Origin of the sequence: Arthrobacter sp. R-11, from assembly GCF_049913155.1 — a bacterium.
Classification (GTDB): Bacteria; Actinomycetota; Actinomycetes; order Actinomycetales; family Micrococcaceae; genus Arthrobacter.
In genome coordinates this window covers 1,502,714-1,528,749 of record NZ_CP183979.1, presented here as the reverse complement: position 1 = coordinate 1,528,749, position 26,036 = coordinate 1,502,714, and the positions used below count along the sequence as shown (strand labels likewise).

At 65.7% G+C, this 26,036-nt stretch carries 33 protein-coding genes; 4 read left to right on the top strand and 29 right to left on the bottom strand.

From position 1 onward, the window contains the following. Positions 1-17 precede the first annotated feature (17 nt). Genes ACN9M4_RS06835 through ACN9M4_RS06820 form a run of 4 tightly spaced genes read right to left on the bottom strand, consistent with a single transcriptional unit; the run spans position 18 to position 3,556 of the window. The gene (locus ACN9M4_RS06835; protein WP_426302794.1) at positions 18-962 is read right to left on the bottom strand and encodes a glutamate ABC transporter substrate-binding protein; all 945 of its coding nucleotides are present in this window, start codon (positions 960-962) and stop codon (positions 18-20) included. A 51-nt stretch (positions 963-1,013) separates the two neighbouring features. After that, positions 1,014-1,754 carry an amino acid ABC transporter ATP-binding protein gene (locus ACN9M4_RS06830; protein ID WP_426302793.1) on the bottom strand — a complete coding sequence of 247 codons (741 nt, stop codon included), beginning with the start codon at positions 1,752-1,754 and terminating at the stop codon, positions 1,014-1,016. After that, positions 1,751-2,644, bottom strand: a complete 894-nt coding sequence (locus tag ACN9M4_RS06825; protein ID WP_426302792.1) for a MurR/RpiR family transcriptional regulator — start codon at positions 2,642-2,644, stop codon at positions 1,751-1,753. The genes ACN9M4_RS06830 and ACN9M4_RS06825 overlap by 4 nt, the downstream gene beginning before the upstream one ends. Positions 2,645-2,653: 9 nt before the next feature. Beyond that, positions 2,654-3,556 carry an isoaspartyl peptidase/L-asparaginase family protein gene (locus ACN9M4_RS06820; RefSeq protein WP_426302791.1) on the bottom strand — a complete coding sequence of 301 codons (903 nt, stop codon included), beginning with the start codon at positions 3,554-3,556 and terminating at the stop codon, positions 2,654-2,656. A 406-nt stretch (positions 3,557-3,962) separates the two neighbouring features. Between ACN9M4_RS06820 and ACN9M4_RS06815 the strand changes: the two genes are divergently transcribed. Both ACN9M4_RS06815 and ACN9M4_RS06810 read left to right on the top strand, forming a co-directional pair. Next, a complete protein-coding gene (locus ACN9M4_RS06815; RefSeq protein WP_426302790.1) occupies positions 3,963-4,262 on the top strand; it encodes a hypothetical protein in 300 nt (99 codons plus the stop codon). Positions 4,263-4,403: 141 nt separating this feature from the next. Further along, positions 4,404-4,595, top strand: a complete 192-nt coding sequence (locus ACN9M4_RS06810) for a three-helix bundle dimerization domain-containing protein (protein WP_426302789.1) — start codon at positions 4,404-4,406, stop codon at positions 4,593-4,595. An 82-nt stretch (positions 4,596-4,677) separates the two neighbouring features. Here ACN9M4_RS06810 and ACN9M4_RS06805 read toward each other — a convergent pair whose 3' ends face one another. The 8 genes from ACN9M4_RS06805 to ACN9M4_RS06770 form a co-directional block, all read right to left on the bottom strand. Beyond that, complete coding sequence (locus tag ACN9M4_RS06805) at positions 4,678-5,040, bottom strand: hypothetical protein (protein ID WP_426302788.1); 363 nt, start codon at positions 5,038-5,040, stop codon at positions 4,678-4,680. After that, positions 5,040-5,960 carry a M23 family metallopeptidase gene (locus ACN9M4_RS06800; protein WP_426302787.1) on the bottom strand — a complete coding sequence of 307 codons (921 nt, stop codon included), beginning with the start codon at positions 5,958-5,960 and terminating at the stop codon, positions 5,040-5,042. The genes ACN9M4_RS06805 and ACN9M4_RS06800 overlap by 1 nt, the downstream gene beginning before the upstream one ends. Beyond that, positions 5,957-6,652, bottom strand: a complete 696-nt coding sequence (locus ACN9M4_RS06795; protein WP_426302786.1) for a hypothetical protein — start codon at positions 6,650-6,652, stop codon at positions 5,957-5,959. The genes ACN9M4_RS06800 and ACN9M4_RS06795 overlap by 4 nt, the downstream gene beginning before the upstream one ends. Then, positions 6,645-6,926 (bottom strand): hypothetical protein, encoded by a 282-nt coding sequence (locus ACN9M4_RS06790; protein ID WP_426302785.1) that lies wholly within the window; start codon positions 6,924-6,926, stop codon positions 6,645-6,647. Before ACN9M4_RS06790 ends, ACN9M4_RS06795 begins: the two co-directional genes overlap by 8 nt. 58 nt (positions 6,927-6,984) lie before the next feature. Further along, positions 6,985-7,680, bottom strand: a complete 696-nt coding sequence (locus tag ACN9M4_RS06785) for a hypothetical protein (RefSeq protein WP_426302784.1) — start codon at positions 7,678-7,680, stop codon at positions 6,985-6,987. Beyond that, complete coding sequence (locus ACN9M4_RS06780; protein WP_426302783.1) at positions 7,677-10,448, bottom strand: GDSL-type esterase/lipase family protein; 2,772 nt, start codon at positions 10,446-10,448, stop codon at positions 7,677-7,679. The genes ACN9M4_RS06785 and ACN9M4_RS06780 overlap by 4 nt, the downstream gene beginning before the upstream one ends. Then, positions 10,445-10,909, bottom strand: a complete 465-nt coding sequence (locus ACN9M4_RS06775) for a hypothetical protein (protein ID WP_426302782.1) — start codon at positions 10,907-10,909, stop codon at positions 10,445-10,447. Before ACN9M4_RS06775 ends, ACN9M4_RS06780 begins: the two co-directional genes overlap by 4 nt. 74 nt (positions 10,910-10,983) lie before the next feature. Further along, a complete protein-coding gene (locus ACN9M4_RS06770) occupies positions 10,984-11,214 on the bottom strand; it encodes a hypothetical protein (RefSeq protein WP_426302781.1) in 231 nt (76 codons plus the stop codon). Between the two features lie 54 nt (positions 11,215-11,268). Between ACN9M4_RS06770 and ACN9M4_RS06765 the strand changes: the two genes are divergently transcribed. Beyond that, positions 11,269-11,682 (top strand): hypothetical protein, encoded by a 414-nt coding sequence (locus ACN9M4_RS06765; RefSeq protein WP_426302780.1) that lies wholly within the window; start codon positions 11,269-11,271, stop codon positions 11,680-11,682. Here the strand turns inward: ACN9M4_RS06765 and ACN9M4_RS06760 are convergent. The 4 genes from ACN9M4_RS06760 to ACN9M4_RS06745 form a co-directional block, all read right to left on the bottom strand. Beyond that, positions 11,675-12,388 carry a hypothetical protein gene (locus tag ACN9M4_RS06760; RefSeq protein ID WP_426302779.1) on the bottom strand — a complete coding sequence of 238 codons (714 nt, stop codon included), beginning with the start codon at positions 12,386-12,388 and terminating at the stop codon, positions 11,675-11,677. The genes ACN9M4_RS06765 and ACN9M4_RS06760 overlap by 8 nt on opposite strands. Then, entirely contained in the window at positions 12,385-13,398 is a 1,014-nt protein-coding gene (locus tag ACN9M4_RS06755; protein WP_426302778.1) for a hypothetical protein, read from the bottom strand. Before ACN9M4_RS06755 ends, ACN9M4_RS06760 begins: the two co-directional genes overlap by 4 nt. 90 nt (positions 13,399-13,488) lie before the next feature. After that, complete coding sequence (locus ACN9M4_RS06750) at positions 13,489-14,244, bottom strand: hypothetical protein (protein WP_426302777.1); 756 nt, start codon at positions 14,242-14,244, stop codon at positions 13,489-13,491. Continuing rightward, a complete protein-coding gene (locus ACN9M4_RS06745; RefSeq protein WP_426302776.1) occupies positions 14,234-17,569 on the bottom strand; it encodes a phage tail tape measure protein in 3,336 nt (1,111 codons plus the stop codon). Before ACN9M4_RS06745 ends, ACN9M4_RS06750 begins: the two co-directional genes overlap by 11 nt. Positions 17,570-17,606: 37 nt before the next feature. Between ACN9M4_RS06745 and ACN9M4_RS06740 the strand changes: the two genes are divergently transcribed. After that, a complete protein-coding gene (locus ACN9M4_RS06740) occupies positions 17,607-17,837 on the top strand; it encodes a hypothetical protein (RefSeq protein WP_426302775.1) in 231 nt (76 codons plus the stop codon). A 2-nt stretch (positions 17,838-17,839) separates the two neighbouring features. Here ACN9M4_RS06740 and ACN9M4_RS06735 read toward each other — a convergent pair whose 3' ends face one another. The 13 genes from ACN9M4_RS06735 to ACN9M4_RS06675 all read right to left on the bottom strand — a co-directional run bounded on the left by ACN9M4_RS06735 (position 17,840) and on the right by ACN9M4_RS06675 (position 26,032). After that, positions 17,840-18,058, bottom strand: a complete 219-nt coding sequence (locus ACN9M4_RS06735; RefSeq protein WP_426302774.1) for a hypothetical protein — start codon at positions 18,056-18,058, stop codon at positions 17,840-17,842. Positions 18,059-18,147: 89 nt separating this feature from the next. Continuing rightward, on the bottom strand, positions 18,148-18,837 hold the full coding sequence (locus ACN9M4_RS06730) for a hypothetical protein (RefSeq protein WP_426302773.1): 690 nt from the start codon (positions 18,835-18,837) through the stop codon (positions 18,148-18,150). A gap of 96 nt (positions 18,838-18,933) precedes the next feature. After that, entirely contained in the window at positions 18,934-19,452 is a 519-nt protein-coding gene (locus ACN9M4_RS06725; protein WP_426302772.1) for a hypothetical protein, read from the bottom strand. 2 nt (positions 19,453-19,454) lie between these two features. Next, positions 19,455-19,670, bottom strand: a complete 216-nt coding sequence (locus tag ACN9M4_RS06720; RefSeq protein ID WP_426302771.1) for a hypothetical protein — start codon at positions 19,668-19,670, stop codon at positions 19,455-19,457. A gap of 55 nt (positions 19,671-19,725) precedes the next feature. Then, complete coding sequence (locus tag ACN9M4_RS06715; RefSeq protein WP_426302770.1) at positions 19,726-20,133, bottom strand: hypothetical protein; 408 nt, start codon at positions 20,131-20,133, stop codon at positions 19,726-19,728. Further along, positions 20,126-20,530 (bottom strand): hypothetical protein, encoded by a 405-nt coding sequence (locus ACN9M4_RS06710; RefSeq protein WP_426302769.1) that lies wholly within the window; start codon positions 20,528-20,530, stop codon positions 20,126-20,128. The genes ACN9M4_RS06715 and ACN9M4_RS06710 overlap by 8 nt, the downstream gene beginning before the upstream one ends. Then, a complete protein-coding gene (locus ACN9M4_RS06705) occupies positions 20,527-20,925 on the bottom strand; it encodes a DUF6093 family protein (protein ID WP_426302768.1) in 399 nt (132 codons plus the stop codon). Before ACN9M4_RS06705 ends, ACN9M4_RS06710 begins: the two co-directional genes overlap by 4 nt. Then, the gene (locus tag ACN9M4_RS06700; protein WP_426302767.1) at positions 20,922-21,518 is read right to left on the bottom strand and encodes a hypothetical protein; all 597 of its coding nucleotides are present in this window, start codon (positions 21,516-21,518) and stop codon (positions 20,922-20,924) included. The genes ACN9M4_RS06705 and ACN9M4_RS06700 overlap by 4 nt, the downstream gene beginning before the upstream one ends. A 15-nt stretch (positions 21,519-21,533) precedes the next feature. Next, positions 21,534-21,887, bottom strand: coding sequence for a hypothetical protein (locus ACN9M4_RS06695; RefSeq protein WP_426302766.1), 354 nt, complete (start codon positions 21,885-21,887; stop codon positions 21,534-21,536). Further along, positions 21,884-22,732 carry a P22 phage major capsid protein family protein gene (locus ACN9M4_RS06690; protein ID WP_426302765.1) on the bottom strand — a complete coding sequence of 283 codons (849 nt, stop codon included), beginning with the start codon at positions 22,730-22,732 and terminating at the stop codon, positions 21,884-21,886. Before ACN9M4_RS06690 ends, ACN9M4_RS06695 begins: the two co-directional genes overlap by 4 nt. A 39-nt stretch (positions 22,733-22,771) precedes the next feature. Next, a complete protein-coding gene (locus tag ACN9M4_RS06685) occupies positions 22,772-23,509 on the bottom strand; it encodes a hypothetical protein (RefSeq protein WP_426302764.1) in 738 nt (245 codons plus the stop codon). Positions 23,510-23,565: 56 nt separating this feature from the next. Continuing rightward, positions 23,566-24,621 carry a hypothetical protein gene (locus ACN9M4_RS06680; protein WP_426302763.1) on the bottom strand — a complete coding sequence of 352 codons (1,056 nt, stop codon included), beginning with the start codon at positions 24,619-24,621 and terminating at the stop codon, positions 23,566-23,568. Then, on the bottom strand, positions 24,605-26,032 hold the full coding sequence (locus ACN9M4_RS06675) for a phage portal protein (RefSeq protein ID WP_426302762.1): 1,428 nt from the start codon (positions 26,030-26,032) through the stop codon (positions 24,605-24,607). The genes ACN9M4_RS06680 and ACN9M4_RS06675 overlap by 17 nt, the downstream gene beginning before the upstream one ends. Positions 26,033-26,036 lie beyond the last annotated feature (4 nt).

Here is a 26,036-nt window from a genome sequence, read left to right as displayed (position 1 = left end):
TTGGGACTCCGCGGGGATCAGGAGCCGGGGACCGAACCGATGGCCGGCGGGGTCGGCGTGGGGGTGTCGCCGACCGAACCGAGGGTGGCCTTCCAGACCTGGGTCCAGAGGCCCTGCTTCTGGATGGCCGCGAGCCAGGTGTTCACGAAGGCCTTGAAGTCCGCGTCCCCGTGCTTGAGGCCGACGCCGTACGGTTCTTCGGTGAAGGGCGCGCCGACGATCTTGATGTCCTTGTTCTTCGATGACTGGCTCGCGAGGAGCACATAGTCCTGGACGAAGGCGTCGCCTCTGCCCTGGATGAGGGCCTGGACGCCCTGCGGGGTCGACGCGAACGGGGTGACATTTGCCGTCGGCTGCTCTGCCGGAACTGCCGCAACGGACGGCGCTCCGGTCTGGACGATGACTGTCTTGCCACCCAGGTCCTCGATGCCCTTGATCGTGGTGTTGTCGGCCTTCACGGCCACCGCGAGGCCAGACATGAAGTACGGCCCGGCGAAGGCGACCTGCGCGGCGCGCTTGGTGGTGATCGTGTACGTTCCAAAGACAGCGTCCACGGTGCCGTTGGACAGCAACGCCTCGCGGGTCTCTGCCGCCGAGGGGACCCACTCGACGGCGGGCTTGCCGAGGATGTAGATGGCCAGGAGCTTGGCAAGATCGGCGTCGAAGCCCTCGACGTCCTGCGGGTTCGCGGGGTCCTGCTGCGACACCAGGGGCGCGTCGAGGGCCGTAGCGACGATGAGCTTGCCGCGCTTCTTGATGGCCTCCATGGTCGAGCCGGACAGGATCAGGCCCGCGTCGGCGACCGGCGCGTTCTTGTACAGCGCGTCCGTTGCGGTGCCCGAGGCCGGGGACGCACCGGGAAGAGACACCGAGTCGAGGGAACAGGCGCTCAGGGCGAAGGACAGGCCGGTGACGACGGCCCCGGCGAGAACGGTGCGGCGCGGGATGGGTGTGGAGGGCATGGGGAAGCCTTTCGGGTTGATGAGCGTGGTTGGGGGCAGTGGGGGAAACGTTCAGTGGGTGAGGACGGACGCGAGGAACGATTGCGCGCGTGCCGTCCGGGGAGCGTCGAAGAAGGCCCCCGGGGCGTCCTGTTCGATGATTTGGCCGCGGTCCATGAAAATCACGCGGTCGGCGGCGCGGCGCGCGAAGCCCATCTCGTGCGTGACGACGACCATGGTCATGCCTTCGGCAGCCAGCGAGGTCATGACGCCGAGGACCTCGTTCACCATCTCGGGATCAAGAGCGGAGGTGGGTTCATCGAAGAGCATGACTTTGGGGTGCATGGCGAGTGCCCGTGCGATTGCGGCCCGCTGCTGCTGGCCGCCTGAGAGTTCGGCCGGGCGGGCGTGCGCCTTGCCGGCGATGCCGACCCGCTCGAGCAGTCCCATGGCCTCGGCTTCCGCCCGCTTCCGGTCCGCCCCGCGGACCTTGATGGGGGCGAGCGTGACGTTCTCCAGTATGGTCCGGTGGGCGAAGAGGTTGAAGGACTGGAAGACCATGCCTACATCGGCCCGCAGCCTGGCCAAAGCCGGGCCTTCCGCGGGAACGGGCTGGCCGTCGATCCGGATATCGCCGGCATCGATGGGTTCGAGCCTGTTGATGGTCCGGCAAAGGGTCGACTTGCCCGAACCGGAGGGTCCGACGATGACGATCACTTCGCCCGGCATGACCGTCAGATCGACGTCCTGGAGCACGTGGAGCGGGCCGTAGTGCTTGTTGACGCCGCGCAGGGAGATGCGGGGGGTGGTCATGATGATTCCTCCGTTGTGTCTGGGGCCTGTGCCCCGGGATGGGATGAGCGTTCGAGGGAGGATCGCTCCTCCCAAAACTTCATGCGGTCGATCCCCTTCTGGCCCGCAGCCCTGAAGACGGCCTCGACGAGGACCTCGGTCAAGGCCATGAGCGCGGCGAACGAATCGAACGGGATGCCCCCCACAGGGGCGGTCAGGACGACGTCGGCCCTGTCGCTGATCGGGGACAGTCCCTCGTCCGTGACGACGATCAGCGAGGCGCCCTCATTTTTCGCGAGGGCCGCGACCTGCGCTGCCTGCTGCTCGTAGCGGCGCAGGTCGAAGAGGACGACGACGGTGTTCCCCTTCGCGCCATGGAACTTGCCGACGTCGTAACCGAGGGGGTCGCCCAGGAAATCGACCCCGGGAATGATCTGGTCGAGTTGGTGGACAAGGATTTCGGCGATGGAACGGGAGTAGTAGCCTCCGGCGATGAGTACGGAGCGCGGCCCGCCGGCGAGCAGCCGCGCAGCCTTCTCGATGGATGCGCCCGAGAGCGTGGTGCCGAGGCGGCCCACCAGGTCACGCCGCTCGGCTACGGAGCGTTCGACGGCGGACGCGACCGGTTCGCTCTCGCTCCGCAGCCCGGTCTCGGCGCGCCGGACGGGAGCGTTGAGATCGTGCATGATCTCCTCGCGCAGGTGCTTCTGGAACTCGGCGTAGTTATCGATGCCAAGGCGGGTGACAAGGCGGAGCACCGTTGGCGCGCTCGTCCCTGCCGTCCGTGCGAGGGCACCGGTGCTGCCAAGCCCGCTGCTGGGGTAGTCGGCGAGCAGCGCGCGGGCCACCTTGCGTTCGGAGGGCGATAGCTCCTCCATGCGGTCGAGGATTTCCTTCTTGATCCGGATCATGAGTGGCCCTTATGTCAGTGTGAGGACGACGCCGTCGGCCTCGTAAGCGGCGAACATTGATTTTGAGTTGTGGGCGACGACGACCCGGCCGTCAGCCCCGACGGCGATCACGCCGCCGTCAGCCCCGCGCGGCTCCAGCTCCTCGGCGATCGTGCGGCTGACCGCCTCGGCCAGGGATGCGCCGCCGTAGCGCATGCGCGCGTAGACCTCATGTGCCACCACCCCTTCCATGAAGGCTTCACCCGTGCCGGTGCAGGAGACTGCGGCGACACCGTCACGGGCGTACGTCCCGGCCCCGATGATCGGCGTATCGCCGATCCGGCCCTCATGCTGCCCGGCAATCCCGCCCGTGGACGTCGCGGCAGCGACGCGCCCCGCGGCATCGACCGCCACAGCCCCGACTGTCCCGTGACGGCTTGGCACGAGCCGGCCCTGCATGACCTTCTCGAGCTGCGCGCGCCGCGCCTCGGTAACGAAGTAGCCGGGCTCGGCGGTCTCGAGGCCCCAGCTCGCGATCGCTTCGGCCGAGGGCGAAGCCAGCAGGACGTGGGGGGAGTCCTCGAGCACCCGCCGTGCCGCGGACACAGGGTTCTTCGCGCGCCGGACGGCTGCCACGGCACCGGCGCGGCCGCCGCCCGTCATGACCGAAGCATCAAGTTCCGCCTCGCCCCTGGCGTTGAGCGCAGCGCCTCGTCCGGCGTTGAACAAAGGGCAGTCCTCAAGCTCGCGGACCGTTGCGCACACGGCGTCCAAGGCGGATCCTCCCGCAGTCAGGACGGCCTTCCCTGCCTGATAGGCAGCCACCAGCCCCGCCGAGTACTCGGGGCCCAGGGTCACCGGCCGGTCCCCGGCCCCGCCGTGCAGCACCAGAGCGTTGCCGCCAGGAGCAGGTGCGATATCGATGATGTGCATGAATCCAGCCTCTCGTCTTGTGATGTCTCTCACGTTAGTTGTGGTTATAACGAAAAGGCAAGCATTTCACTGAATTCGTAATAATCACTACAGAAGGTGGCGGGCCAAGATGAGGTGGGAGGCGTTCTGGAATGGTCTACCTGGCAAAAAAGAAACCCCTGGCCCGCGTTTCCGCGGGCCAGGGGTTCTCTCTTCTGCGTAGGGCTACTCGGACTTGAACCGAGGACCTTAGGATTATGAGTTTCCCGGAGGGCTGCGAGTGGTCGCGATCGGCCCTCCGGAACCCCGGAATCTCGCGGTTTCTGGCTAGGTTTCGCGATTGGTTCCGATGGGTTGCGCGAAAGATAGGCCACCAAATAGGCCACCAGTCCTACTGGGCCTCACAGGCCGGTGCCACACTGGCGGCATGAGCGATAGGCCCTATTGGGTAGCGCCGCGGAACGAAAACCCCGAGCACCCTCTGACCGTGCCCGAATCCGAGGTCGCACTGGGCACGAAGACCGTGGCCCCGAAGTCCATCCCGGTGTGGGTCCGGCTCCGATTCGAGGACGGATCTGAAGAAACGGTCAAGGGATTCGCCATGGCCTGGACCCGCGTTCACGTGTTCGTGCAGATCCCCTGGGCGCAGCACTACTACACCGGCACCAACGAAGTCTGGGTGAAAGCCGAGGACGTGCGCCGACGGAAGCTTCAGGGCCTCCGTTAGTCCGCATCTCCCCCGCATCAGAACGTCTACAACCGGTCCGCTCCCGGGACGCCTCACAACACGGTCTCCTGCCAGTGAGGTTTGTTTCCCGGCGGTGAAATACTCCTTGACGCGCCGACGGAGCGCGCGGACTGTTGATCCATGGCGAAGGAATCAGAAGCACAAGCAGTGTTGGCGGTGATTGAGCGCTTGGTCGGGCGCTTCCCGGATCTGGACCGCTCCGACATCGAAGCGGTCGTTACCGATGAACACGGAAAGCTCAGTGAGGGCCCTATCCGTGATTACGTCCCGGTCCTGGTCGAGCGGGCCGCGAAGGCCCGCCTGAGGACCTAACGGATCCCTTCGCATAAGAGTAGGCGCCGGTAACGACGAAAGCAGCCCCCGCCATCCCGGAGGATGGCGGGGGCTGCTGGTGTCAAGCGCGGTGGTCCGGGCCCGGAGTCTTGGAGCTTGGCGTGCTGGGCGGATTGTCGCCGCTGGCCGGCAACTGCCACCAGACTGCTTCCAGCGATCCGGCAACGCCCCTGTCCGGGTACACGGGGGTCTTTGCGGAGCCGAGGACGGCGCGGACAAGCCATGCGGGCAGCTTGGGTTCCAGCCACCGCCAGAAGGCGTACCAGGCCGCGATGAGCACGGCGCCGGCAATCGCGGTCAGCGGCGTGGCGTACTCCAGAAGGGCAGGCCGCAGCGGCTCAAGGATCGGCAGCAGCCCGATCACCCAGCCGATGAAAGAGCCCCACAGGGCGGGGACGACGGTGCGGAGGATTGAGGTAAGCATCAGGCGGTCTCCTCGGGATCGTTGTTCACTGCTTCGGGGGTGACGGTGACGAGGCTGACGCTGCTGAGCAGCGCCTCGGTGCCGTCCTGGATGCGGTCGTAGTCCACGACGCCCGCGAGCGCCTTGGCGATGGCGTTCAGCTTCAGGTGCGTGGCCGAGTCGTTGGCCTGCTGTCGCGCCAGAAGCGTCTTGAGCAGGGCCTTATTGTCGGCCTGGCCCCTGAGGATGCGGGTCACCCACTGGTTGAGGTTGCCCAGAATGAAGCCCGCGGTCTTGACGGCTGCCGGGGTGCGGCCGTCTTCCTTGTATTCCTGGATCTTGTCAGTCCACATCCTGATGTACTCCTCGGTGCTCGGGGTGACGGTTCCGGAGGGGAAAATTCCGCCGTCGTAGTTGGCCGGGTCGGTGCGGCCGTAGATCAGCCCGCCGCCGGTGCGGTAGCTGAGGTCGATCAGCGCTTCACGGTGCAGGTGGGCCCCGACGCCGTTGGCACTGCGGCCGCTGGACGCGCCCGAGAGTGCGATGACCTGGCCAGCGCTCACCCGGGAGCCCTTGGGCGCGGAGTCGTTGCTGGACAGGTGCGCGTAAACGCCGATCCATCCCGGGTGTTGGATCACGGTCACGATGCCAGGGAAGTCTTTGTAGAGGTACCAGCGCTGCCGGTATCCGGCTTCCGAGTCATCGCCGGGGAGCTTCCAACCCCAGTCCGCCCAAAGCACCACGCCGTCAGCCATCGCGTGCACGGGCGTGCCTACCGGGCAGGCGATGTCTTCGCCGGCGTGCCCGAACGGCTGGTAATTGCCGTAGAGGTAGACGAGGTAGCCCACGCCCGAGGCCGGGTTGGAGCTCGGCGCGACGCCAGCCGTCGCGCCCTCGCCGAAACGCTGGGAGACCGGCCACTTCGCATCAACAGGCCTCATGGCGTTCCTCCTGCCGGGGTCGGTGCGGGCTGGGCCGCGCAAGCGTAAGTGGTGGATCCGGGCGGGTTCGGGGTGCAGGTGTAGGTCACGCCGTCGCTGTCCGTGAAAGTGAAGGACGCCGGCGGCTGCCCGTCCTTGCCGTCCGCGCCGGGGGCTCCGGCCGCGCCCGAGGCGCCAGGTTCGCCCTGCGGTCCGGCGGGACCTTGCGCTCCCGGAGGGCCGGGGAGACCGTCGGCACCGTTCGCACCGTTGGTCCCATTCGCCCCGGGAGAGCCGTCCTTACCGTTGATCCCGTTCTTGCCGTCCACACCGTTGCGGCCATCGATGCCGTCAATGCCGTCACGGCCCGGCGGACCCTGCTCGCCCGGCGGCCCGGCCACAAGCTTGGGCGGCTCGGCCGCGACCTGCTCCGCCTTCGCGCACACGGCACGCCCGGCCGCCGAGGTGCGGAAGTCATCCTTCGCGCACGCCGCCGCGAACTCATCGGCGAGGGACTGCTTCTCCTGCGCCTGGCTGTTCGCCACGGTGGCATTCTTCGCGGCCAGGTCGGCGTTCGTGACCGCCTGCCCGCCGATGATCACGCCAGCGATAGCCAGCAGCGTCGACAGCACCAACAGCACGGTCTTCGTCCGCTGATCCGATCTCCGGGAACGCTCGGCCTTCGCCGACGCCCGCTCGAGCTCGTCATCCATTGTCTGCCTCCGGCCATTCCGCGGGATCAGGTTTGATGTCGTTCGCGATCAGCTGCTCCCGCCACTTACCAGCTGTCGCTTTCATCCGTGAATGCGCCCGGCGCTCGGCCTTCAAAGAGGCCTTCTCCTGCTCGATGCGCTCCCTTAGCAGGGCCTCCACCGCGGTCTCTCGGCGCTCACGTTTGGCGTCGGCTCTCTTGATCAAGAACCCGGCCCCAGTTCCGAGCAAACCGAGTGCCGTACATGAGACCGTGATGAGCTGTACGGGGTCCACACGTCTATCCCCTCCCGGGCGTGAGGAGTGCCCCCTATTCGGGGGCACTCTGGACTGACTAAAGAAGTTCCGGGTAGCGGGAGCGCATGTAGGCGTGGACCTTGTCCCGGTCTGTGAGACTCAGCTGGGTTGGCCAGTAGATGAGCTCGCGGACGTACGCGGCCTGTCCTGCCGTGCTGGAGCCGAAGTAAAGGCCGCCGAATGTCCCGGCGGCGGCGACACCGGACGGGTCTGCGACTTCTGAGCCGTCGGCGCGGATCACGAACGAGAACCCGGCATCCGCTGCCTGGGCGACGAGCATGAACATCCACCCGTCATGGTTGATAGGCGTTGCCGTCGCGCTTCCCGAGGTGCCTTGGTAGTTGCCGGAGGAGTTCCGGCCCATGGTGGTTCCGGTCATGCCCACCGCCCCGGTCACGTTCGCTGCACACTTGATCACCGCTGCGATGGTCATCGGCCGTTGCGTGGTGTGCGCGCCCAGCAGTCTGCCCCCGTTGGCGGAATCCCCTGGGGAGTACAGGTGCCGGCGGCCGTTCTCCGTTCCCGCCACCACGGCCGGGGTCCCGGCAACGTTCGTCAGCGTCGTCGGGACGGTGCCGCCCACGGAGTTCCAAGAGCTCACCACCGCCCCGTCCGCGACGTTCAGGTGGTCTGCGATGAACCGTGCTGCGTAGCCGCCCACCCCCGGTGTCCTGAGGATCCTGGGGGCGGACGAGTTCGCTACCGGTCCGTCCAATACGATCAACTTGCTCATGCGATCCAGCCCCTTCTTTGAGCTTCGGAGTAGACCCGTGCCGCGACGGCTGTGCAGCCGGTCGCGTTCAGGTGTGTGGAGTCGGACCGGAACGACGTCGGGGTGTTGCCGTTCGCGATGTCCGTGTTGTCCTGCGAGGTGAACGTGATCCCGGCCGCGCTTGCTGCGGCAGTCGTGCGCAGCCAGCTCGCGATGTCCAGCCAGAACTCCGGGAATGCGGCCTTGATGGCAGTGTTGAGCGCGGCCGTGTAGGTCCGCATGGTCGAGTCGTCGAATTCGGCCGGGACGACTTCCATGACGATGACGCGCTTCACCCGCGGGGACAGGTAGTCGATCATGGCCCGGATGGCCGCCACCACAAGGTCCGGGTCCGTGCTCAGCGGGACGTTGTTCCGCCCGGACCAGATCGTTATGACCCGGTCTTTGTAGGCGAACCCGTTCGTCGGGATGAACACCGACTTGGCCGGGATGGAGTACACCCCGGCCTGGTCAGGTGTGAACTGGACCGTTCCCGCGGTCGGTTCCTTGATGCTGCCCGGCACCCCGGCAAGGATGCCGGCCACCGAGCGGGTCCCAGACGCGAGGACGGGCTTGTTCACAATGGAGGTGATCGTGGTGGCACCGGACGCCGCGGTGACGTTCCCCGAGACCGTGACAATGGCGGGCAGGCCGCCTTGCCGCGCTGCGATCTGGTCTGCGGTCTGCTGGTACCAGCCCCCGTTGAAGTGGCTCTTACCCGTCAGGGTGGACAGCTTGTTCACCCACGCGTCAACACCGGTCACCGCATCATCGGTGAGCGAGTCACCCCAGTGCGCCCAGTTCTCCGTCGGGAGGGCCGCTTCGGTGGCGAGCAGGTCGACGTCGGAAAACAGGATGCGGTCCTGGGAGTCCACCACCACGAAGGTCTGCCCCGAGTCAAGCGCGACGTTCTCAATGCCGAGGGAGTGCCCGACACGCCCCGCGGCGTAGCCGGTGAGGTCACCGTCCGCGCCGATCGTCAGGGCGGTCATACGGTCATCCGAGCCGACGAACCCCGCGAACACCTCATCGACCTGCCCGGTGTCCAACAGGCGCGGATCGCCAGGGAACACGGCAGGAGTCGACACAAGGGTCCTGGGCAGGACGGCAGCCAGTGCCCCGTATCCTGCGGTGTTGAGGTGGATGCCGTCCGCGTCGTACTCGGGCCGCAGCACTTCGTCATCGGCCGAGGCGGCAGCGGCGAAAGGCAGGACTTCGCGGACGTCCTGCGTCCGAAGCCAGGTGTTGTAGGACCTGCGCACATCCTCCGCGGAGCCCGTGACGCCCGTTCTTGGCATGATCGTCAGCGCGTAAACGTTCGGCGAGAGGTATCGCTTGACGGACGGCAGCGCGGCGAGGAACCGGGCCTGCATGGTGGCCAGGTCGGCGCCGCCGAAGACGTCGTTCGACCCCATGCCGAAGAACGCCGCGTCGGCTGCTTGGAAGTTCGCGCCGAACTCTTTCCACTTCACACTGGCTGGCTCCCAGGAACCTGCCATTGTGTCGCCGGAGTGGGTGAAGTGCACCGCCGCTGCGCCGACCGCACGGCAGTACTGGTTCAGCCAGGAGTCGTACACCGGCCGGGTCGCGGAAACACCGCTCAAGAGCGAGTCACCATATCCAACGTAGATCGGCACGCTGGCCGGGATCTCCACCTCCAGATATATGTGGAAGGGCAGCGTGCCGCTGCTTGCACCGGTCGCGCCAGTCGACGTGGCCCCGGTTCCGGCACCCGTCCAGCCGGTACCGATGTTCGTTTGCACGGTATCGGCCGAGGACCAGTCAATACCGACGATTGCGTCCTTGCCTCCGAAAGCCGAGGCGTCGAACCATGGCGAGAAGAACCCATTGGTTCCTGTGCTGGCTCCCGTGGCTACCGTGACTACTCCGGACTGTGAACTGTCCGCTACGCCGGCGGACAGACCGATGGAGACCGTGGACAGGGCCGCTGCCGGGGAATCGGCGATCGCGTAGCGGGGGTCCGCGTTCCGGACCACGATGCGGGCTCGCCGCGCCTTGGGCGGCATGGTCACCAGATACTTGGCGAACCCCGAACCTGTGGTGTTCCCGCCGCCCCAGCCTCGGGTGACCGAGACCGGGGCGATCCTGTTTCCGTTCGGCGTCGACGCGATGGCCGAATCAGGGGCCGGCGAAGTGGAGTACCAGGAACCCCACCCAGTAGTGCCCTTGCCACGTACCCAGGTCTGCGGACCAGGGGCGCCTGCGGACGTCGTCCGCCATTCCTGCCACGCCGCCGTGCCAAAGACAATCGTCGTGATGGTGCCAGTGTTCGCGGAGGGTGCACCATAGGTGGTTGCTGCGGATCCGGACCACACCGTGTACCGCGAGGACACGGTGACGTCGTTGAACGTGGCATAGGTGGTTGCCGGGAAGATCCCGTTGTCCATGTTCGCGGCAACGTCCACCCACGGCCGGGACCGGCCCGTCGACGTCGCCGCCGAGACGAACATGCGGCCGGTTGCGCCGTACTCTAGGTACATCTGGTTCGAGGCGGTGGAACCGATCTTGAAGATGTGGAACGTACCGGCCTTCGCGCCCGGAGGAGCGTTCACTAGGGACGCCGCGATCGCATCGGTCGTGACCGCATAGTAGCCGTCAAAGCTGAGCCCATAGAAAGTATTCAGGTCCGCGCCCGAGGACAGCGTCCCCTTGTACCCACCCGAGCCGGGCGGGCCTTCGAGGCCAGTGGCGCCCCTGAGATCGGCGAGATAAACCCACTGCCAGGTCATACGTTCCTCCACTCGTACAGCAATCCGGTGTTTGCCGGGTTCGCCGGGTCGTTAGGTTCTTGCTTGATCCAGAGCGAGAAGGGCCGGGGATCTTCAGGGGGTGTCAGCGAGACGTAGACCATCCGCGAATTCCCGGCCGGCCCGGTGATCAAGTTCGGGAAAGACCCGCCAGTGGTGGGGACTTCGATCCGCCAGTCGGGGAAATCGACTTTCTGGAAATTGCCTGCAGCGTCTGACCATTGGACCGAAAGTCTGATCCAGGCCTCGTCCTGCATGTCCGTCGTCGAGGCCAGGGTGGCGCTAAACGATCCGTCGGCCGCCGGCGTCGTCCGGACAGGCTCGGTTGTGAACAGCCCACTGGCCTTCGCGTTCGGAGCATTCAGCGTCCAAACCAGTTCCGGATGCTTACTGACAAGGTGGCCGAGTCCCATATCCCACAAAGTTCCGGTCACTACCGGCATATGCGCCTCCTCGAATGGGCATGAAAAAAGCACCCGTCACCAGGTGCTTGGAAGTTGATTGACGTTAGCCAGGCTCAGGCATCCGCCGGCGCGTGGCCCGGCGTGAGCAGCGCCCGGAGATCCGCGATGATCCGGTCCTTCACAGCGTTCCGGGCATTCGCCCGGGAGAGCTCCCACTGCGTGTCGGCGAGCGCCTGGCGGTACTCGGCGTGAATGCTCTGGTGCATCAGCTCCAGATCCGCTGGGTCAAGTACAGGCTGTTCAGCCTTCGTGATCTCTGTGTCAACTGCAGGCTCCTCAGCCATGTCATCCACTCCTGAAGGTATTAATTTGCATGCGCCGCCGATACAATGCGGCCCATGGGAAAACTTGGGGGAATCGCCCTTATCGTCGCGGCCGCGGCCGGCCTCGCAGCCTGCTCCGCGCCATCCTCTTCCACACCGGCGCCGAATGAGACCAAAGGCGCCAGCATCGCCGAGGTAGCACCCTCTGCAGCACCAATCAAGGCTCAGGCGACGCCGAGCGTGGCGCCATCGGCTGCCGGCGAGAACCCGGAACGGTTCCTCCGCAGCGCAAAGATCCGGTGGCCCGAGGGCACTCCAGCCGATGAAGAGCTCCTTGCTGGTGGACGCTTGGCCTGCCAAAAGATGCGCGCCGGCGCCGGGCCAGAGTCCGTCATTGTCGTGCAGGGCGAGGCCGCCGGATCGTCGCACAACCTAGCGGTGGCCGATGCAGCACGAAACAACCTGTGCGCCGACGTGATGTCTAAATAATCACCATCAGCTTGTGGCCCACTGGATCCCAATAGACGTTAGGCGCGGTTCCTGATGCCGCTTCCGGCATCGTCGAAACTGAGAACTCGCCAACCACAGACGCCCCAACGCCATCCACGTCGAGATGCCTGCCCGCGGTGCCGTCGATCCTCACCCGCGTGCCGTCGGCGTCGATACTGGTGGTGCCTTTGAGTAGCGTCAGAGAGTCAGCTGCGGCGAGGATCCTGGCGCCGTTGTCGAAACTGATCACGCCATCCAATACGTCCGGCGCGATCGTGATGCTACCGGCGATAATTCTCCCGGTAGTCACTTCGAGATCTGCTTTAAGGGTTGTGAGACCTTCAACGGAGAGGGTGCCGGTGGTCTTCATCGGCCCGTCGACGTTGAAGTTTCCGGTGACCGTGGTGTCTCCGGTTATGGTCGTCACGCCGTCGAGGTCCGTGTCCCCGGTGACGATCAGCGGGCCCCAGATGTCCGTGGTTCCGGTCAGCCGGGTGTCGCCGGTGACGTTCAGGGTGCCGGAGACGGTCGCGGTTCCGGTGACGTCGAGGCCGCCGTTTTCGATTGTGATTACGCCGCCGTCGTACACGAGCAGTCCGCTGCGGCCGATCGCAGCGTTGTTCAGCGGGGAGGCGTGCTCCAGGGCGTAGAGGCGGCGCTCGATGTCCTTGAGGTTGCCGCTGTTGAGGTTGATGGTCTGTGTCAAAAGGAGCCCTTCCGCTGTAGCGATAGCTTGACCCGGTTGCTTAGGTCTCCGGAGAACTCGATGAGTTCCTCGTCCTTCCACCCGAACGGGATGTATGGGTCGTCCTGGACGTGCCACCAGACGGTGCCGCCCAGCTGCAGGGCACTGACCGGCACAACCCCGTCAGCGCGGACGCTGAATCCTGGTTGCTGCACTGACACCCTGGTCGCTTCCAGATCCGCCCGGGTCCGTGCCTGCAGCCGGGTCAAGGATGCCTCGCCCTGGAAGGACGTCACCCGTTCCCGGCCGATGATCGTTGAGTCTGTTGCTTCGGCCGATGCAGTCAGGACTTTCTTCTCGGACCCTTCCCCGGTGCCGATGACCCGGGTCACCATGTCGTCCGCGGAGATCTTCAGCTTCGCGCCCTTCACTTCCGGGCGCAGCTGGGAAAGGTCCCATTCCCACGTGGCGCCGGAGAGATCCCCGGTGCGCATCACCCATTCAAGGGAACCGTCGGCCGCCCACCGCGGGGCGAAGTCGATGTCCGGCCCGCCCTCGGTCTTGATGATCTCGTCCAGGATGTCCGAGACCTTCTTGAAGTGGTACCCGTACCACGTCTCATCATGAGTTCCGGTGGCGTCGGCCGGGTACACGATCGGCAGCTGGTACTGGGAGGACGGCAGACTGTTCTGGCCCTCGAACACTGCCCGCTTCGCCAGCGTGGCCAGCGTCAGGTTGTTATAGACAAGTTTCGTGGACTGCGCGCCGGCGCCGTGCACGGCGAGCGCGTAGCGGAAGGGCCAGACCGACCAAAGATCCTTGTGGACCAGGTCCAAGGTTTTGGAGTCGAAGTCGTAGTCCACGTCGTCGATGATTCCGGCGTAGACGACGACGTCATCCCATTCGAGGACCAGGGCCCGCTGCAGCGGGAACAGGTTCCAGTAGGTTGCCGCTTCGGCCACGGCCGGGTCGCCGAGTTTGAATGAGGCGTTTCCGCTGCGGCCTTCGTTCTTCGCTCTGGCCCAGGTCATGCGTGAGGGCTTGACCTCGATCCGGTCAGACCAGTCTGCACAGCGAACTGACCAGACTTTCCATGCCATTGGCCGCCCCTCCCCCGTTTTTCAGATGAATGTGTCCAGCACTTTGAAGGTCGCGGTACCGGTGCCGGTCGTGACCGGCGCGATGCTTGCGTTGGTGTCGGTGCCGGGCGGAAGCGGCTGGATGTTCGTGGTGCCGAACTGCCCGTGGACCACGACGCCGCCCACCGTCAGGCGGCCGGTGTTGTAGTCGATCAGGTGCGGTGTACCCGAGACGAGCGGTTGCTTCACCCAGACGGTGCCGCCGACGAACACAAGCTGGTATCCGCCCGGCATCGACCCGACGACCTCCACGACGGGCAGCCCGTCATGGTTGCCGCGGTGGAACACCTTGGCCGGAGCGCCGACGGTGGCCTGGAACTCCCGTAGCTCGCCGAACTTGCGCGGGTCCGGGCACTTCAGGCGCAGCTGCCATTGGGCGACCGTGGCAGTGACCGGGACGAATGTCAGGCCGCTGGCCCGCTTCACGTCCGCCCACTGTGTCGGCCCGTGCCCTGAGACCTGCATGCGGGCTTTCCGCCGAACGAGGCCCGTGAAGCGGTTCGCGGCCTCGTGCAGCACCGCGTGGCTCGGGGCTATCAGGCGGCCGGTGATCGTTGGATACCTGGCCTTGTAGTAGCTCGGCTGGTCGTCGGCGCCGTCGGCATTTTCGTGTTCCTCGGACTGGTCTTTCGCGTCCGGAGAGTCCCACCAGCCTTCCAAGCTGTTCGTCTTCCAGGAGCCGAAGCGGTCAGACCCGTTGAGGGTCTGACCGTCCACCATGATCAGCTCATTCGCCACCAATCCTCAACCCCGCTTTCTGTGCTTCGAACCGGAATTTGCCCCAGACTTCCTGCACCACGGCGCCCGTGTCTGCCGCCCCTTGGACGGTGATCTGCGGGGCGAACGTGACACTGGGCCGGTCCTGTGCCGCGAGGCCGCCGGAGACGGCGCGGGCGGCCCCGTAACCGCCGGCCAGTGACTTCGAGGGCACTTCATGCCCGCCCTGGGGGAAGGTGCCGGCGTTGATCGCTGCCAGCTCCCTGTCGTACTTTTTCGAGGAGCGCCCGTTGATGACCCATTCCTCGGACTGCAGCCCGAACGGCCGCCCGTTGACCGTTGCCAGCACGTTGTCCCGGGCAAGGTTGACCGGCGCCCTGCCGGGCACCTTCCCGCCCCCGGCGAAACCGAGCAGCTCCGACACACGGCCACCGGTGGCGCCGCCCGACTTGGGGATGTTCGGGGCCCGGATGCCGTCCGGGATGCTGCCCGCGTCCGGGATGTTGAACAGACGGTTGATGGTGTCCTGGATCGTGGTGACCTTCACCGTGGCGGTCTTGCCGTCCAGCCCGTTGGCTTTGGTTTCCACGCCGTTGAGCTTGGCCATCGTCTCCGCATACCCATCGATCGCGGTCTTGATAGGCACACCCTCAGGAATACCCAACGCGGCCCGGGCCAGATCGTCGGCCTTCTCTTTCGAATTACTGAAGGCGAAGGCCGTGTCATACAACGAGGTGTAGGTGTCCGAGAGCTTCTTTTGCAGCTCCGGCTGCTCTGCCCCGGCGTCGGCCATGGCCTGAGTGGTGTTGATCGCTTTCTGCTGCAGCTCACCGAACACCTGGTTCGCGGCCCGGCCGGCCTCAGACGTCAGATCAAAGGAGCCCTTGGCTTTGTCCCAGACGGCGTTTCCCGCCGACTGCGTGCCCATAACTTCGCCGATCTTCTTGTCCAGCCCGTCCAGAGCTTCCTGGTAGGCAGCCTCGGCGTCCCGTGCCGACATCGCGGCGAGCCCGGTCCGAAACATCGCGTCGAGCAGCTTGGACAATGACTCCTTGGTGCCGTCGGCACGCAGGCCCATATCCTCGAGTCGCTTGGCGGCTTCCTCGCTGACAGCCCCCAGATTCCCTGTCGCGGCCGCGCCGTCATCAGCCGCTTTCGTGCCGTCAGCCAGGCCGCTAGCCAGTTCACCGGAAGCGATCTTGGCCAGGTTCAGCCCGTCCTTGGCATCGATACCGGCTTTAGTGGCCACCGCGGTCAGGGACTTCTCCAGTTCCGGGGAGGTCTTGATCAGCCCGAGCATGTCCTCATCGGTCAGCTTCGCCGATTCCTTGAGCCCTTTCAGCTGCACCTGAGCCAGGGAGAGATCTCCGCCGTCCACCAGCTGCGCGATCGCCTTGTTGAAGGTCTCCATGTTCGCCACCCGTTGCCCGTCCGGGCCGATGGTGGCCAGGGCCTTCGCCGGGCCAGAGAAGATCCCAGCCGAGTTCAGATCCTGCAGCGAATCCAAGGTGTGGCGGAACTCTGCCGCGGACCCTGTCAGCCGCTCCATGTTAGCCGTGATGTACTCGGTATCTTGCGAGCCCGGGAACAGGGACTCCAGCACCGGGGCGCCGGAGGTCTTCACCTTCAAGGTGTTCACGTAGGTCTCCACCTGGGGCAGGGTCGAACGGATCGCCGTGCCGATACCCTCGATCACGGCCACCGCCGTCGCCGCTGCGGCCACGGCGTTCAGGCCGACGCCCACAGCTTTCAGTCCGCCGGCGAGCGCCGGGGCTTCGGTGCGGAGCTCGGCCCACGCGCGTTTGGTTTCGACGTACTTTGGGAGCATGGTCATGAAGGACCCGCCCAGCAGTGCCGAGGCCGTGGTCGCTCCCGCGAATGCGATGGCGGCGTTGAGCATGGGTTCCGGGATCTGGCCAACGAGGTCCACGAGTCCTTCTGCGCCCCGTGTGAGGGAGCGCAGGACGTCATTCGCTCCGGATCCAGATTTCAGGAAGGTCGAGTCGATCGAGCCGGAGAGCTTTTCGAGGTCGCCTGCCAGATTGTCCTGCATGAGGGCGGCGGTCTCGGCGGCGTATCCGGCGTCGTTGACCTTCTCGGTCCACTCGGTGATGCCCTTGGCGCCCTGCTCGTACAGGACGTTCGCGGCCCGGACAGCGTCCGAGCCGAAGATGATCTTCATGGAGGCTTGGCGCTGCTCGTCCGTAAGCCCCTTCATGGACTGTTGCAGAATTCCCGCGAACTTGGCCAGCCCGACGAAACGGCCTTCGCTGTCGTAGGCGTGGATCCCCAGCCGCTCCATTTCGGATGCTGCAGCGGCGCTGTTGGGGGTGAGCGACTGGAGCATGGTCTTGAAGCTGGTGCCGGCGTCGGAGCCGAGCAGGCCCGCAGAGGCGAACGCCGCGAGGCCCGCCGTGGTCTCCTCGATGTTGAGGCCGGTGGACTTCGCGACCAGGCCGCCCTGACTGAGGGCCATCCCGAGATCGTGCACGGAGCCTTGGGCCTTGCCGGCCCCAGCTGCCAGCAGGTCAGCCACGTGCGGCAGATCGGCGCCGTCGAGCTTGAACTGCTTCAGGCCTGTGGCGGCCAGCTCGGCGGCGTCTTTGACTTCCATTGCTCCGGCCGCTGCGAGCGCGAGCGCGCCATCGAGGCCGCCGGTGAGGATGTCCCGGGTGGAGACGCCAGCCTTGGACAGTTCTGTGATGCCCTGGGCGGCCTCCCTCGCGGAGAAGGCGGTGTCTGCGCCGGCCCGGATCGCTGCGGCCCTGAGCAGCTCCATCTCGGCACCGGAGGCGTGGGTGGCGGCCTGCGCTTCGGACATGGCCCGGTCGAAGTCCATGTAGGACTTGATTGCCAGCCCAAGGCCGATTCCGGCGGAAGCCCCAAAGGCCAGGAGTGCTTGGCCGTTCCGGGTCCAGAGTTCTTCGTGGCGGGCCGCGGACTGGGCCATCTTGCCCAAGCCCGTGGTGGCCCGGCCGGCGACGTCGGTAGCGTGCTGCTGCTCGGCAGCATATTCACGGGTCGCTTCGCTGGTTGCCTCCAGCCCCAGGGCCGCGGCCTTCGCTCCGGTGACCATGCGCCCGAATTCGTCACGCAGCTGGCCCGTCGCGTCGTAGCTGAGGCCGAGGCCCCGGGCCGACTTCTGGGCGGCCTCCCCCGCCTTCAGGAGCCCTTCCCGGACCTCGGCGGCCTTCTTCGCAGTCTCGTCGAGCGGCTTGGAGGTCTTGCGGGAGGATTCCTTCACGGTCTCGCCGAGCTTCTCGGTGACCTGGGTGGCTTCCTTCATCTGCTTCCGGAAGTCGCTGATCTCGGCCTTGATCCGGACCAATACGAGCCGTTCGGACACGGTCACCTCCAGTATTCAGATGTGGTTAGATCTGCCTATGAGCGAAAAGACGGTCCAGCCCAAACCGATCCGTATTCGTGTGCCCGGAGACACTCTTCAGAGCGTCGCGGTTGCCGTCGCCGGCATCGGCCTGATCCTCTTCCTGTTCGCGCCAATGCTTCTGGCCACGACCATCACGCTCGGTGGGATGCTGCTGTGGATCGTCGGTCTACTTCAGGAGATCGCCTGGAATACCTCCCCGAAGGGCCGTTACGCGAACAAGCCGTAACCTCAGCCCTCGCTCCAGGTGTCCCGGATGACGATCTTCTGGCCGGGGAACGTGGCCCTGTTCTTGTCGGCCTGTTTTTCCTCCACCGGGGCGCATCCGTGGCAGACCACCTGGTCGTCGGCTTCGTGCCGGCCCACGTTGTGGTCACCGCGGGTCACAGAGGAGTGCAGCCCGCAGCCCGGGCACAGCGCGTCCTCATAGGCGGTGAGCGCGAGCGCCATGACCCGGTCCTTGTGCGTCCAGGTCCCGTCATGCCGGCGGCCGCGCAAAACGGTCTGCGGGAGCTGCAAGGACCGGGCCGTGCGGGCCTCTAAGAGGATGTGGGCCCATCGTGGCTGGGCGAGGGCCGCGACGATTTTGGGACGGCCACCTGCGGCGCCTCAGCAGCTGCGCGGCTGTAGGCCTGCGAGAGCAGCGCGATCTGCGAGTCACCGACCTTCGTGTAGAGCTTGCGGACCTGCTCCACGCTCAGCGGTACCGGCTCCGTGCGGCCTGGGAGTACGGCGCGGGTGACGGCCGCGATGGTGCGGATCGACACCTCACGCTCAATGACTTTGTCGATCGCTGCGTTGGCCATCGTCCGGGAGACGGTGTTGATGTCGTTGGGCTGCTTGATCTCCAGGCGGCGGCACTTCTCCCGGGCCTCGGCCCTAGCGGCGGCCGCGGCTTTGTCCGCGGTTTCCTTCAGGTCTTCCTTCACCTTGGCGGTGATTTCTTCCTGTTCCTCGTCGTCGATGAACGTCACCCGGAACTCGAGCTTCGAGGCGTCGAGCTGGAGATACAGGGCATCTATTTCGGACTGGAAGACGTCCGGGCCTTTGTCGGCCATCGAGCGTTCCTCTTCCGGGATCTCGGCCGCCTGGCGCTTCTTCGCTTCGATGACGTCTATGTCGGCCAGCAGGTCGGCCCGGCCGTAGAGGGTGACGCTGCGTTCGGTGCGCTGGATGCCGTCGAGCCAGTCGTCCAGGTTTGTTTCTTCGTGAGCGGGCACTTCGGTCATGGGAAACCTCCAAGGTTTTTCGAATGATCGGGGCAAGGTTTTAGCGGTGGTGCGCCGGCCGGGAGGAACCTTGGAAAACCTCCCGGCCGGCGGGCATTATGGCCCCGCGACGACGGCGCGCTGTTCGTACGCCTGTGGGGAGAAGACCTGCTTGAACTTCTCGTAACCGGCCGTGGCCGGGGAGAGGATCTGCTGGTCATGGGTCAGGACCGCCGCGACCTGCAGCACGTCGGTGGCCTTGACCGGCTCCGTCTCCTGGTCCTCGTCGTCGGCGATCTGCCCGATGCGCTGGACCAGGTAGCCGAAGATCTCCTTGCCGTCGAACGTGGTCCAGGCGATGTCATCGGGCGTGTTCTTGAAACGGAAGAAGTCCATCTCCGCGCCCACGGTCGCCAGACCGGGCGCGGAGGCTTCGATCTTCTCGCACAGGCCCGGATCGTTGATCGTGGCGTTACCGGTTATGCCGAAGACGTAGTTCGCCGCCGTCACCCGGCAGGTGAGGTTGATGCCGGCGGTAATTTCGGCGACGGTCGGGGCCTTGATATTCGCGATGCTCGGGACCCAGAACAGGGCCCGGTTCGCGGTGTTGAGCATTTTCGGACCAAGAGGGGGCATGATCACTTACCTGCTTTCGATGAGGGTGCTTCCTTGAGGTTCGGGAAACGCCCGTCCAGGTGCGTCTCGGGCACCTTGTACGGGAGCTTTTCCCCGGTTGTTGCGTCATAGGCGATGACCCGCTTGCGCGAGTCATAGCTGCGGGCCGGTGCCGCCTCGGCCGGCTGCGCGGCTTCGGTGTCCGGTTCCGGCGTTTCAGAGGGTTTTCCGGTTGCCACGGTGGGCCTCCTTAAGTGACAAAGGCCTCGGGGACCGAGGCCAGCTGCAAAGGGTTCAGTGGGTTGCGAAGAGGCCGAACTCGTCCACCGCGTAGACCGGGTTCAGCGCGATCCCCGGGACCATGACGTCGTAATCCGTCCGGATGTCCACCAGGCTCGACTGCTTCAAGGGATCACACACCCACCCGGTGATCTGCGGCCGTTTGCGGTTCAGGGCCGCCCGGACGTCCCGGATCGTGATCAGTACCGAGTCGAACGTCAGGCCGGCGTAGGTGATCTTCACCGGCAGGTCCAAGGAGTCGGGCGGGCCGCTCAGCGCCTCGGTGGTCTCGGTTCCCGGCGTGCCGCCGATCACCACGTACGGGTAGTCCTCGGCCTCCGGCGTGAGCGGTGCGGATCCGCGGTGAACATTCAGCCCGGCCGGGAGCATGGCCTCGATCGCGTCGTAGTGTTCCTTACCCATCCAGCACCTTCCCGGCCAGGTCGGTCAGCGCTGCGATGAAGCGCGGTTCCTCGGTCTTCAGTGCCATCAGTGGGTCCGCCACCGTGCCGCCGCCACCGCGGGACCCGCCGTGCAGGGCGATGCCCACGAGCGAGCCGAAGCCTTCGGAGTCGACGAACGGACCGATCTCGCTTTCGATCCCGTCCCCGGCGCCGGTCAGGTTGTAGCTAACGTTCGCGGCCACGCCGCCTGGCTTGCGGCCGCCGAAGTGATCGGACGCGTCGAAGTCCTTCTGGATCTGGCGCTTGACGTTCAGCGAACCCTTTGAGACGACTTTTCGCACCTCGGGAATGATCTTGGCTGCGGCGCCCTGCAGCGTCACGGCCAGTTCTTCCAGTCCTTCGGCTCCATGGCTCACCCTGTCACCTCCTCGACCCTGCACCGCTGCGCGGTGGCGTAGGTCTTGTGGAACAGCTCGGTCACCCGGTACACCCGGCCAAGCAGCTGGCCATCCTCCGCCGCCGTCGTCACAGTGATGACGTCGTCCACCTCGAACGGACCGGCACCCACCGGCGTCTTCCAGATGATGTCCTGAACGGAGAACTCGTGTTCCCCGGACGCCGCCGTGCTGGCCTGAGCGAGGGTCTGTTGGAACTCGCACCGGCCGCTGTAGACCGGCGCGAGCGGCCGGGTGACCTTCCCCGTTACCGGGTCCGTGACCGGGGCTCCCGGCCGTCCGACGTCGCAGACATCGATCATCCTGGCGGCAGCTTTGCGGCGGCCGCGGTTCAGGACCGCGCGGGCCCGCCTCACAGCTGGCCCTGCACTGTCGGGCCGGAGTTGCCGAAGCGTTTGGCCAGGCGTTCACGGGTCCGCTCCGGGAGGGTCATTTCGGTCACGGCTTCCACTTCCTCCCCCGTTGCGTAGGCCTCGCGGTAGTCGTCAATCGCGAAGGAGGACAGCTGACCGTTGCTGAAGGCGAGGCCGTCAGCGCCGTCCTGCGCGGCCAGTAGGCCCGCAATGACCATCCGGGCCACCAGGTCTTTGATGTCCTCCGGAACGGCTGGCAGGCCGTGCGTGTAGTCCACCGTGACCAGGTCCAGGTCATAGCAAGACCAGCCCCGGGACAAGTACAGACCCGCATTGATCCGTTTCCATCCCTCGACCGGGGCTCCGGCGATGGTGACTGAGTGGATCGCGGTCACCGGCAGCCCGGGCAGTTTCAGGATCCGGCCCGGTGGGGCCGGGATCTCGATCTCCGAACGGGCTTGGAGGATGGGTGCCCCGGCAGCTTCGATCACTGCCGCGGATGCAGCCTTGATGAACCGGCCGGCCCTCGCCGTGGTGAAGTCGAGTTCTTCGACTTCGTACTCGGCGAGGTCCGCCGGCGTGATCAGATCAGCCACCAGGGCACCTCCTCACTATTCCTGCCCGCCGTCGCCGGACGTATCGCCGAACAGAGCGCGGATCTCGCCCTGCTTGAGACCCTGCAGGTCGTCCTCGGTCTTACCGTTCGCGAGCGCATACGTGACCCACTCGTCGCGGCTCGCGTTGCCGCGGGGCTTGCCGTCCGCCGGCGGAGCACCGTCCGGGCCGTCACCGGTGCCATACTGGCTGCCAGGCGGTGGTGTGCCCGGTGCCTGGCCTTCGGGATTGACATTGGCCGGGGGCTCGCCGTCTGCCCACTTGGCGTAGCCGTCCCGGACCAGGCCGCAGGCCTTTGCTTCCGGCAGGTCGAGGACAACGCCCGATTCGCCCACGATGCGCGGGCTCACGCTGCGGTCCAGTGGACTACGGCCGTCGGGCGAAGGACCTTGCCACCGTAGACGTGCAGGCCGCGCAGCCGGTCGGCGAACTTGTTCTCAGCCCGCATGCCCTCGGTCTTCTCGATCTGAGAGACGTAGGCCAGGGAAGGCTTGTACCAAGCGACGATGGACGGCTTGTTCGTGACCGGAAGGTTCTCCGAGGCGAACGGGTCAAAGCCGAGCATGCGGGGAAGCGCGGCTTCCTGCAGGCCCTTGGTCGTGCCGCTCGTATTTGCCTGCATGAGCTTGGCGTCGTTCTCTTCGAGCAGTGCGGTGAACTCGGCGTTGGCAGCGAACACGCGGTTCGCTGCCGGGATCTTTGCCTTGTTCAGGGCCTTGCGCAGATCGCGGATGACGTTCCACGCGGTGGCGCCGTTGGTGGCCGGCGCGCCAGGAACAACTGCTGTTCCCTGAAGGAACAGCAGGCTTGCGAGGAATTCGTCAGCGTCCTGCACGAGACCCTCGGCTGCCGACTCGGCGTAGGGGGTGACCTTGCCTGCAGCCTGGGCGGCGTCGATGTCATCGACGTAGAAGTCGAAGTTCTTCTCCTGGTCGATGAGAAGCGGGATGGTGGTGTCGGTGATGTCATCCGCCTTGGTGGTGCGCGGAATGGTGCCACCTGCACCGTTGTCGAGGGCGCCGGCCTTGTAGTCCTTGACCTGGACGTCAACGACGCCGGTGATGTGGACCGTGTTGCCGGACTTCGCTTCGCCTTCGTACTCGGTGTTCGCGAGACCGGCGAAGATCGCCTTCTGCTGGAAGCTGGTCAGCATCTTGGCTGCCCACACCTCCGGGATGAAATTGTTCAGACCCATGGTGTCCTGCTTTCTGCTGGTATGTGAGTGAGGGCCCGGTTAGGCCTTCTTCTTGATCCGGCCTTCGTCGTAGGCCTTGGCGATCTCTTGGGGAGTCATTCCCTTCAGGTCCGCCTGGGTGAGCTGTCCCTTGGGCTTGCCCTTGCCGCGGGCAGTGTCGAACTTCGTCGCGCCGGTCTTGGCGGCAAGTCCGGGGTTCTCCTGCAGAAGCTCGGAGATCGCATCATTGATCGCTTCCTCGTCAACGTTGCCGTCCTCGTCGACCTCGAACTCGTCAAGGTCGAGCAGCCTCGTGGCCAGGGCCGGGTTAGCGAGCTTGCCGGCGGCCGCTGCCTTGACCTCGGAGCGGAGGATGCGTTTGTTCGCAGCCGAGAGCGCCTGCTCAGTGGCCTCCCGCCGGGCGTTCTCCACGGCCTGTTCGTCCGCGGACTTTCCGGCGTTGGCCTTCTCGGCTTTGAGCTGGGCGGCTTCGGCTTTGGCTGCCCGGGCTTCGGCCCTTGCGGCCTTGACCTTGGCTTTCATGGAGTTCAGGGCCTTCTTGCCCTTATCGCCGAGATCCTCGGCACCGTCCTCGTCGGCATCGTCGTCGCCGTCGGAGTCCGTCTCGGTGTCCTCGTCCTGGCCGTCCTGGTTCTCTTCCTGCTCTTCCTCGTCGCCGGGAGTGTGCTCCATGACGGCGTCGAAGAAGGTCAGGCGATGGAAGGCGAGCAGCTGCTCGGCGGCGTCCGGTGCGGACATGTCGATGCCGTGCAGGGTCTTGGGCGTGATCTCGGACATGGTTGTCTCCGTTTCTCGCATTGCGCGATCAGGTTGAAGGCTGGGCCGGTTGCCGGTCAGCCGGTGCGGTAGCGGCCCGTGAAACCCCGGGCACCACCGACGATTGCCCCGCCCGGCGCTTGGCCGGCCGGGGTGATGTAGCCGTACTCCTGGAGCAGGCTGAGCGCCCGTTCCTGGTTGTTTCCGGCCCGCTTGTAGATCTCTTCCGGCATCATGCGTTGCCGGATGGAACGGCCGTAGCGTTCCGTGCCTTTGCGGTCACGGGTTTGCTGCTGGCCGCCCCAGTTGCCGCGCCGGGTGACCCCCTCGGTGGTGACGAGGGAACCGCCGGCGCTGGTGGACATGCCGCGGCGGGCGTTGACCACCTGGTAGATGTCGGCCCCATCCCGGATTGCCCGGGCGCCGTCATTGGTGAAGATCCGGCTCTGCTCCGCCGCTGGCAGGGACCGGAAGTATTCGTAAGGGTCCGTGGTCAGGTCATCCGCTGCGTCTTCAGCGCACGGGATGTGCCTGCAGTCGCACCCCGGATGCCGGCGGAAGCCCTGGTTGGCCCGGTACCAGCGGCCGGCCAAGATCGCGCAGCGCGAGCACGACGGCGGGTTCAGCATCCGCACATACCCCGCGGGCTTCCTCCGCGTGCTCATCACGACGCTGCCGCTGTTCCTGGCCGCATCCGATACCTGCATCTGCGAGCGCAACATGAGGTTGGACAGCCCGGAACTCATGGCCCGGTCCGGGGCCATGCCGCCACGCAACCCTTGAAGAGCGGTGAAGGCCGGGGATACCAGGACCCCGGCGAGGTCCATCGGAGGCGTGTTCTCGTCCAGCGGGTAGGCGAGGCCGGCGAAGGCCTTCGGGTTCACCGCCCGGCCCTTCGTGTCGAGGGACTGTTCGGCGAGCGCGGCTGCCATGTAGGCGGCTCCGTCTTCGGCGGCGGCCAGCTGGGTTGCTGTGACGACGGCGATCGCTTCGGGCAGGGCTTCGGTCCAGGAGGCGAAGATGTGCCGGCGGTCCACGCCCCGCCAGAGCGAGAGTAGCTTGCCGGCGGCCGAGGATTGCAGTTCCTTGCCGTAGGCGTAGTGCCGGTCCGCGAGCTCAAGCAGCTGCGCCATCGGGAATACCGCTCTGCATCGCAAACTGCGCTGCGGCCAGAGGATCCAGACGCCGTTCGCGTTCGACCATCTTCATGACGCGACGGACCTCGACGGGATCCACCAGCAGCTTCTCCGCGATGTACTCCAGCGGGAATCCTGCCGCACGGTACTTCGTGGCGACGTCGGCCATTTGAGCTTCGGAACGGTACTGGGCGTTGGCCCACACCATCTTGCCGGCGCCGATTGCGCGCAGCCGGCGCTCGTCGGCGCCCATGGCCTTGGCCATGAGCCTGTAGGTCTTCCGCATTCCGCGGCCTGCGAATCGCATGCGCTCATTGGTCTTGGAGACAAGGCCGGCCTCAGCGATGTTCAAGGACTCCGCCGCCGTGTTGACCATCTTCGCCACCAGGTAATGCGGGGGCGTCCTGGTCTGGGCGGCGATGTGCTCAACGATCTTCTCGATGACCTTGGTGAAAACGTCCAGCTGCGCGGCTGTCCATTCCTTGATCTCGACGTCCTTGCCAGGGAGCCAGAGGATACGTTCCTTCATCAGCTCGTCCAGCTCGATGTCGACGTAGCCCTTGACCTGGCCAAAGTTGTCGAGGATCGGGGTCTTGGGAAGGTCCGCTCCGGTGACCACTCGGGCGGCAAGTGACGCCTGGTCAAGTCCGTTGAGAAGGTAAGCCCAGACGAGGTTGGCCGCTTCCTGCAGGGAACTGACGCCGTCAATGTCCGAGATCGGTTCATCATCCAGCAGGGACTGATTGCGCAGCTCCGTCAGCGGAACTTCGCCCAGCGGGTTCGGCATCGGTTCAACGCCTTCGCGCAACTCCCACCCACCGGTAAGGTCCACCGGCGCTCCCTGGCGTTCATGGCGGTCCTGAGCACTGGAGCGCTGGAACTTGAACACCCACTCCGCTGTGGAGAATTGGGCGTAGTCCATCTTGTCGTCGGCCCAAGTCACAAGGCCTGACCGGTCCACGCCGCTCACCGGGTCAGTGTCGACGATTGCTGATTCCGGGTGCTCCCAGGTCACCCTTGGCATTCCGTCCGGGCTGCCGGCCGGGTGCACCAGCGAATACGAACGCGAAGCAATGCCCATCACCAGGAAGGCCTCAGAGGAACCGGCGTCGGCGTCGTTGGACAGCCAGGCCCGTTCAAGGTCAGAGTCCACGCCGGACTGACGCCCGTAGGGGCGGATGCCCATGAGGTTCATGCGCTCTGCCGGAGCCTGCGCCACAGGCATGCACCAGTTGTCCGAGAAGCTCTCGTACTGCTTATCGAAGTACTCGGCGAACTTCTTCGAAGCGAACTTCAGCGATCCGATCTCGCCCTTGGCATACTTCAGCCGCTTGGAGATCTTTGGGCGCCGCGCGAGTAGTTCCTTGCTCAGTCGTTCGGTTTCCCGCTTGGCTTCTTCCAGGTCCACGCCT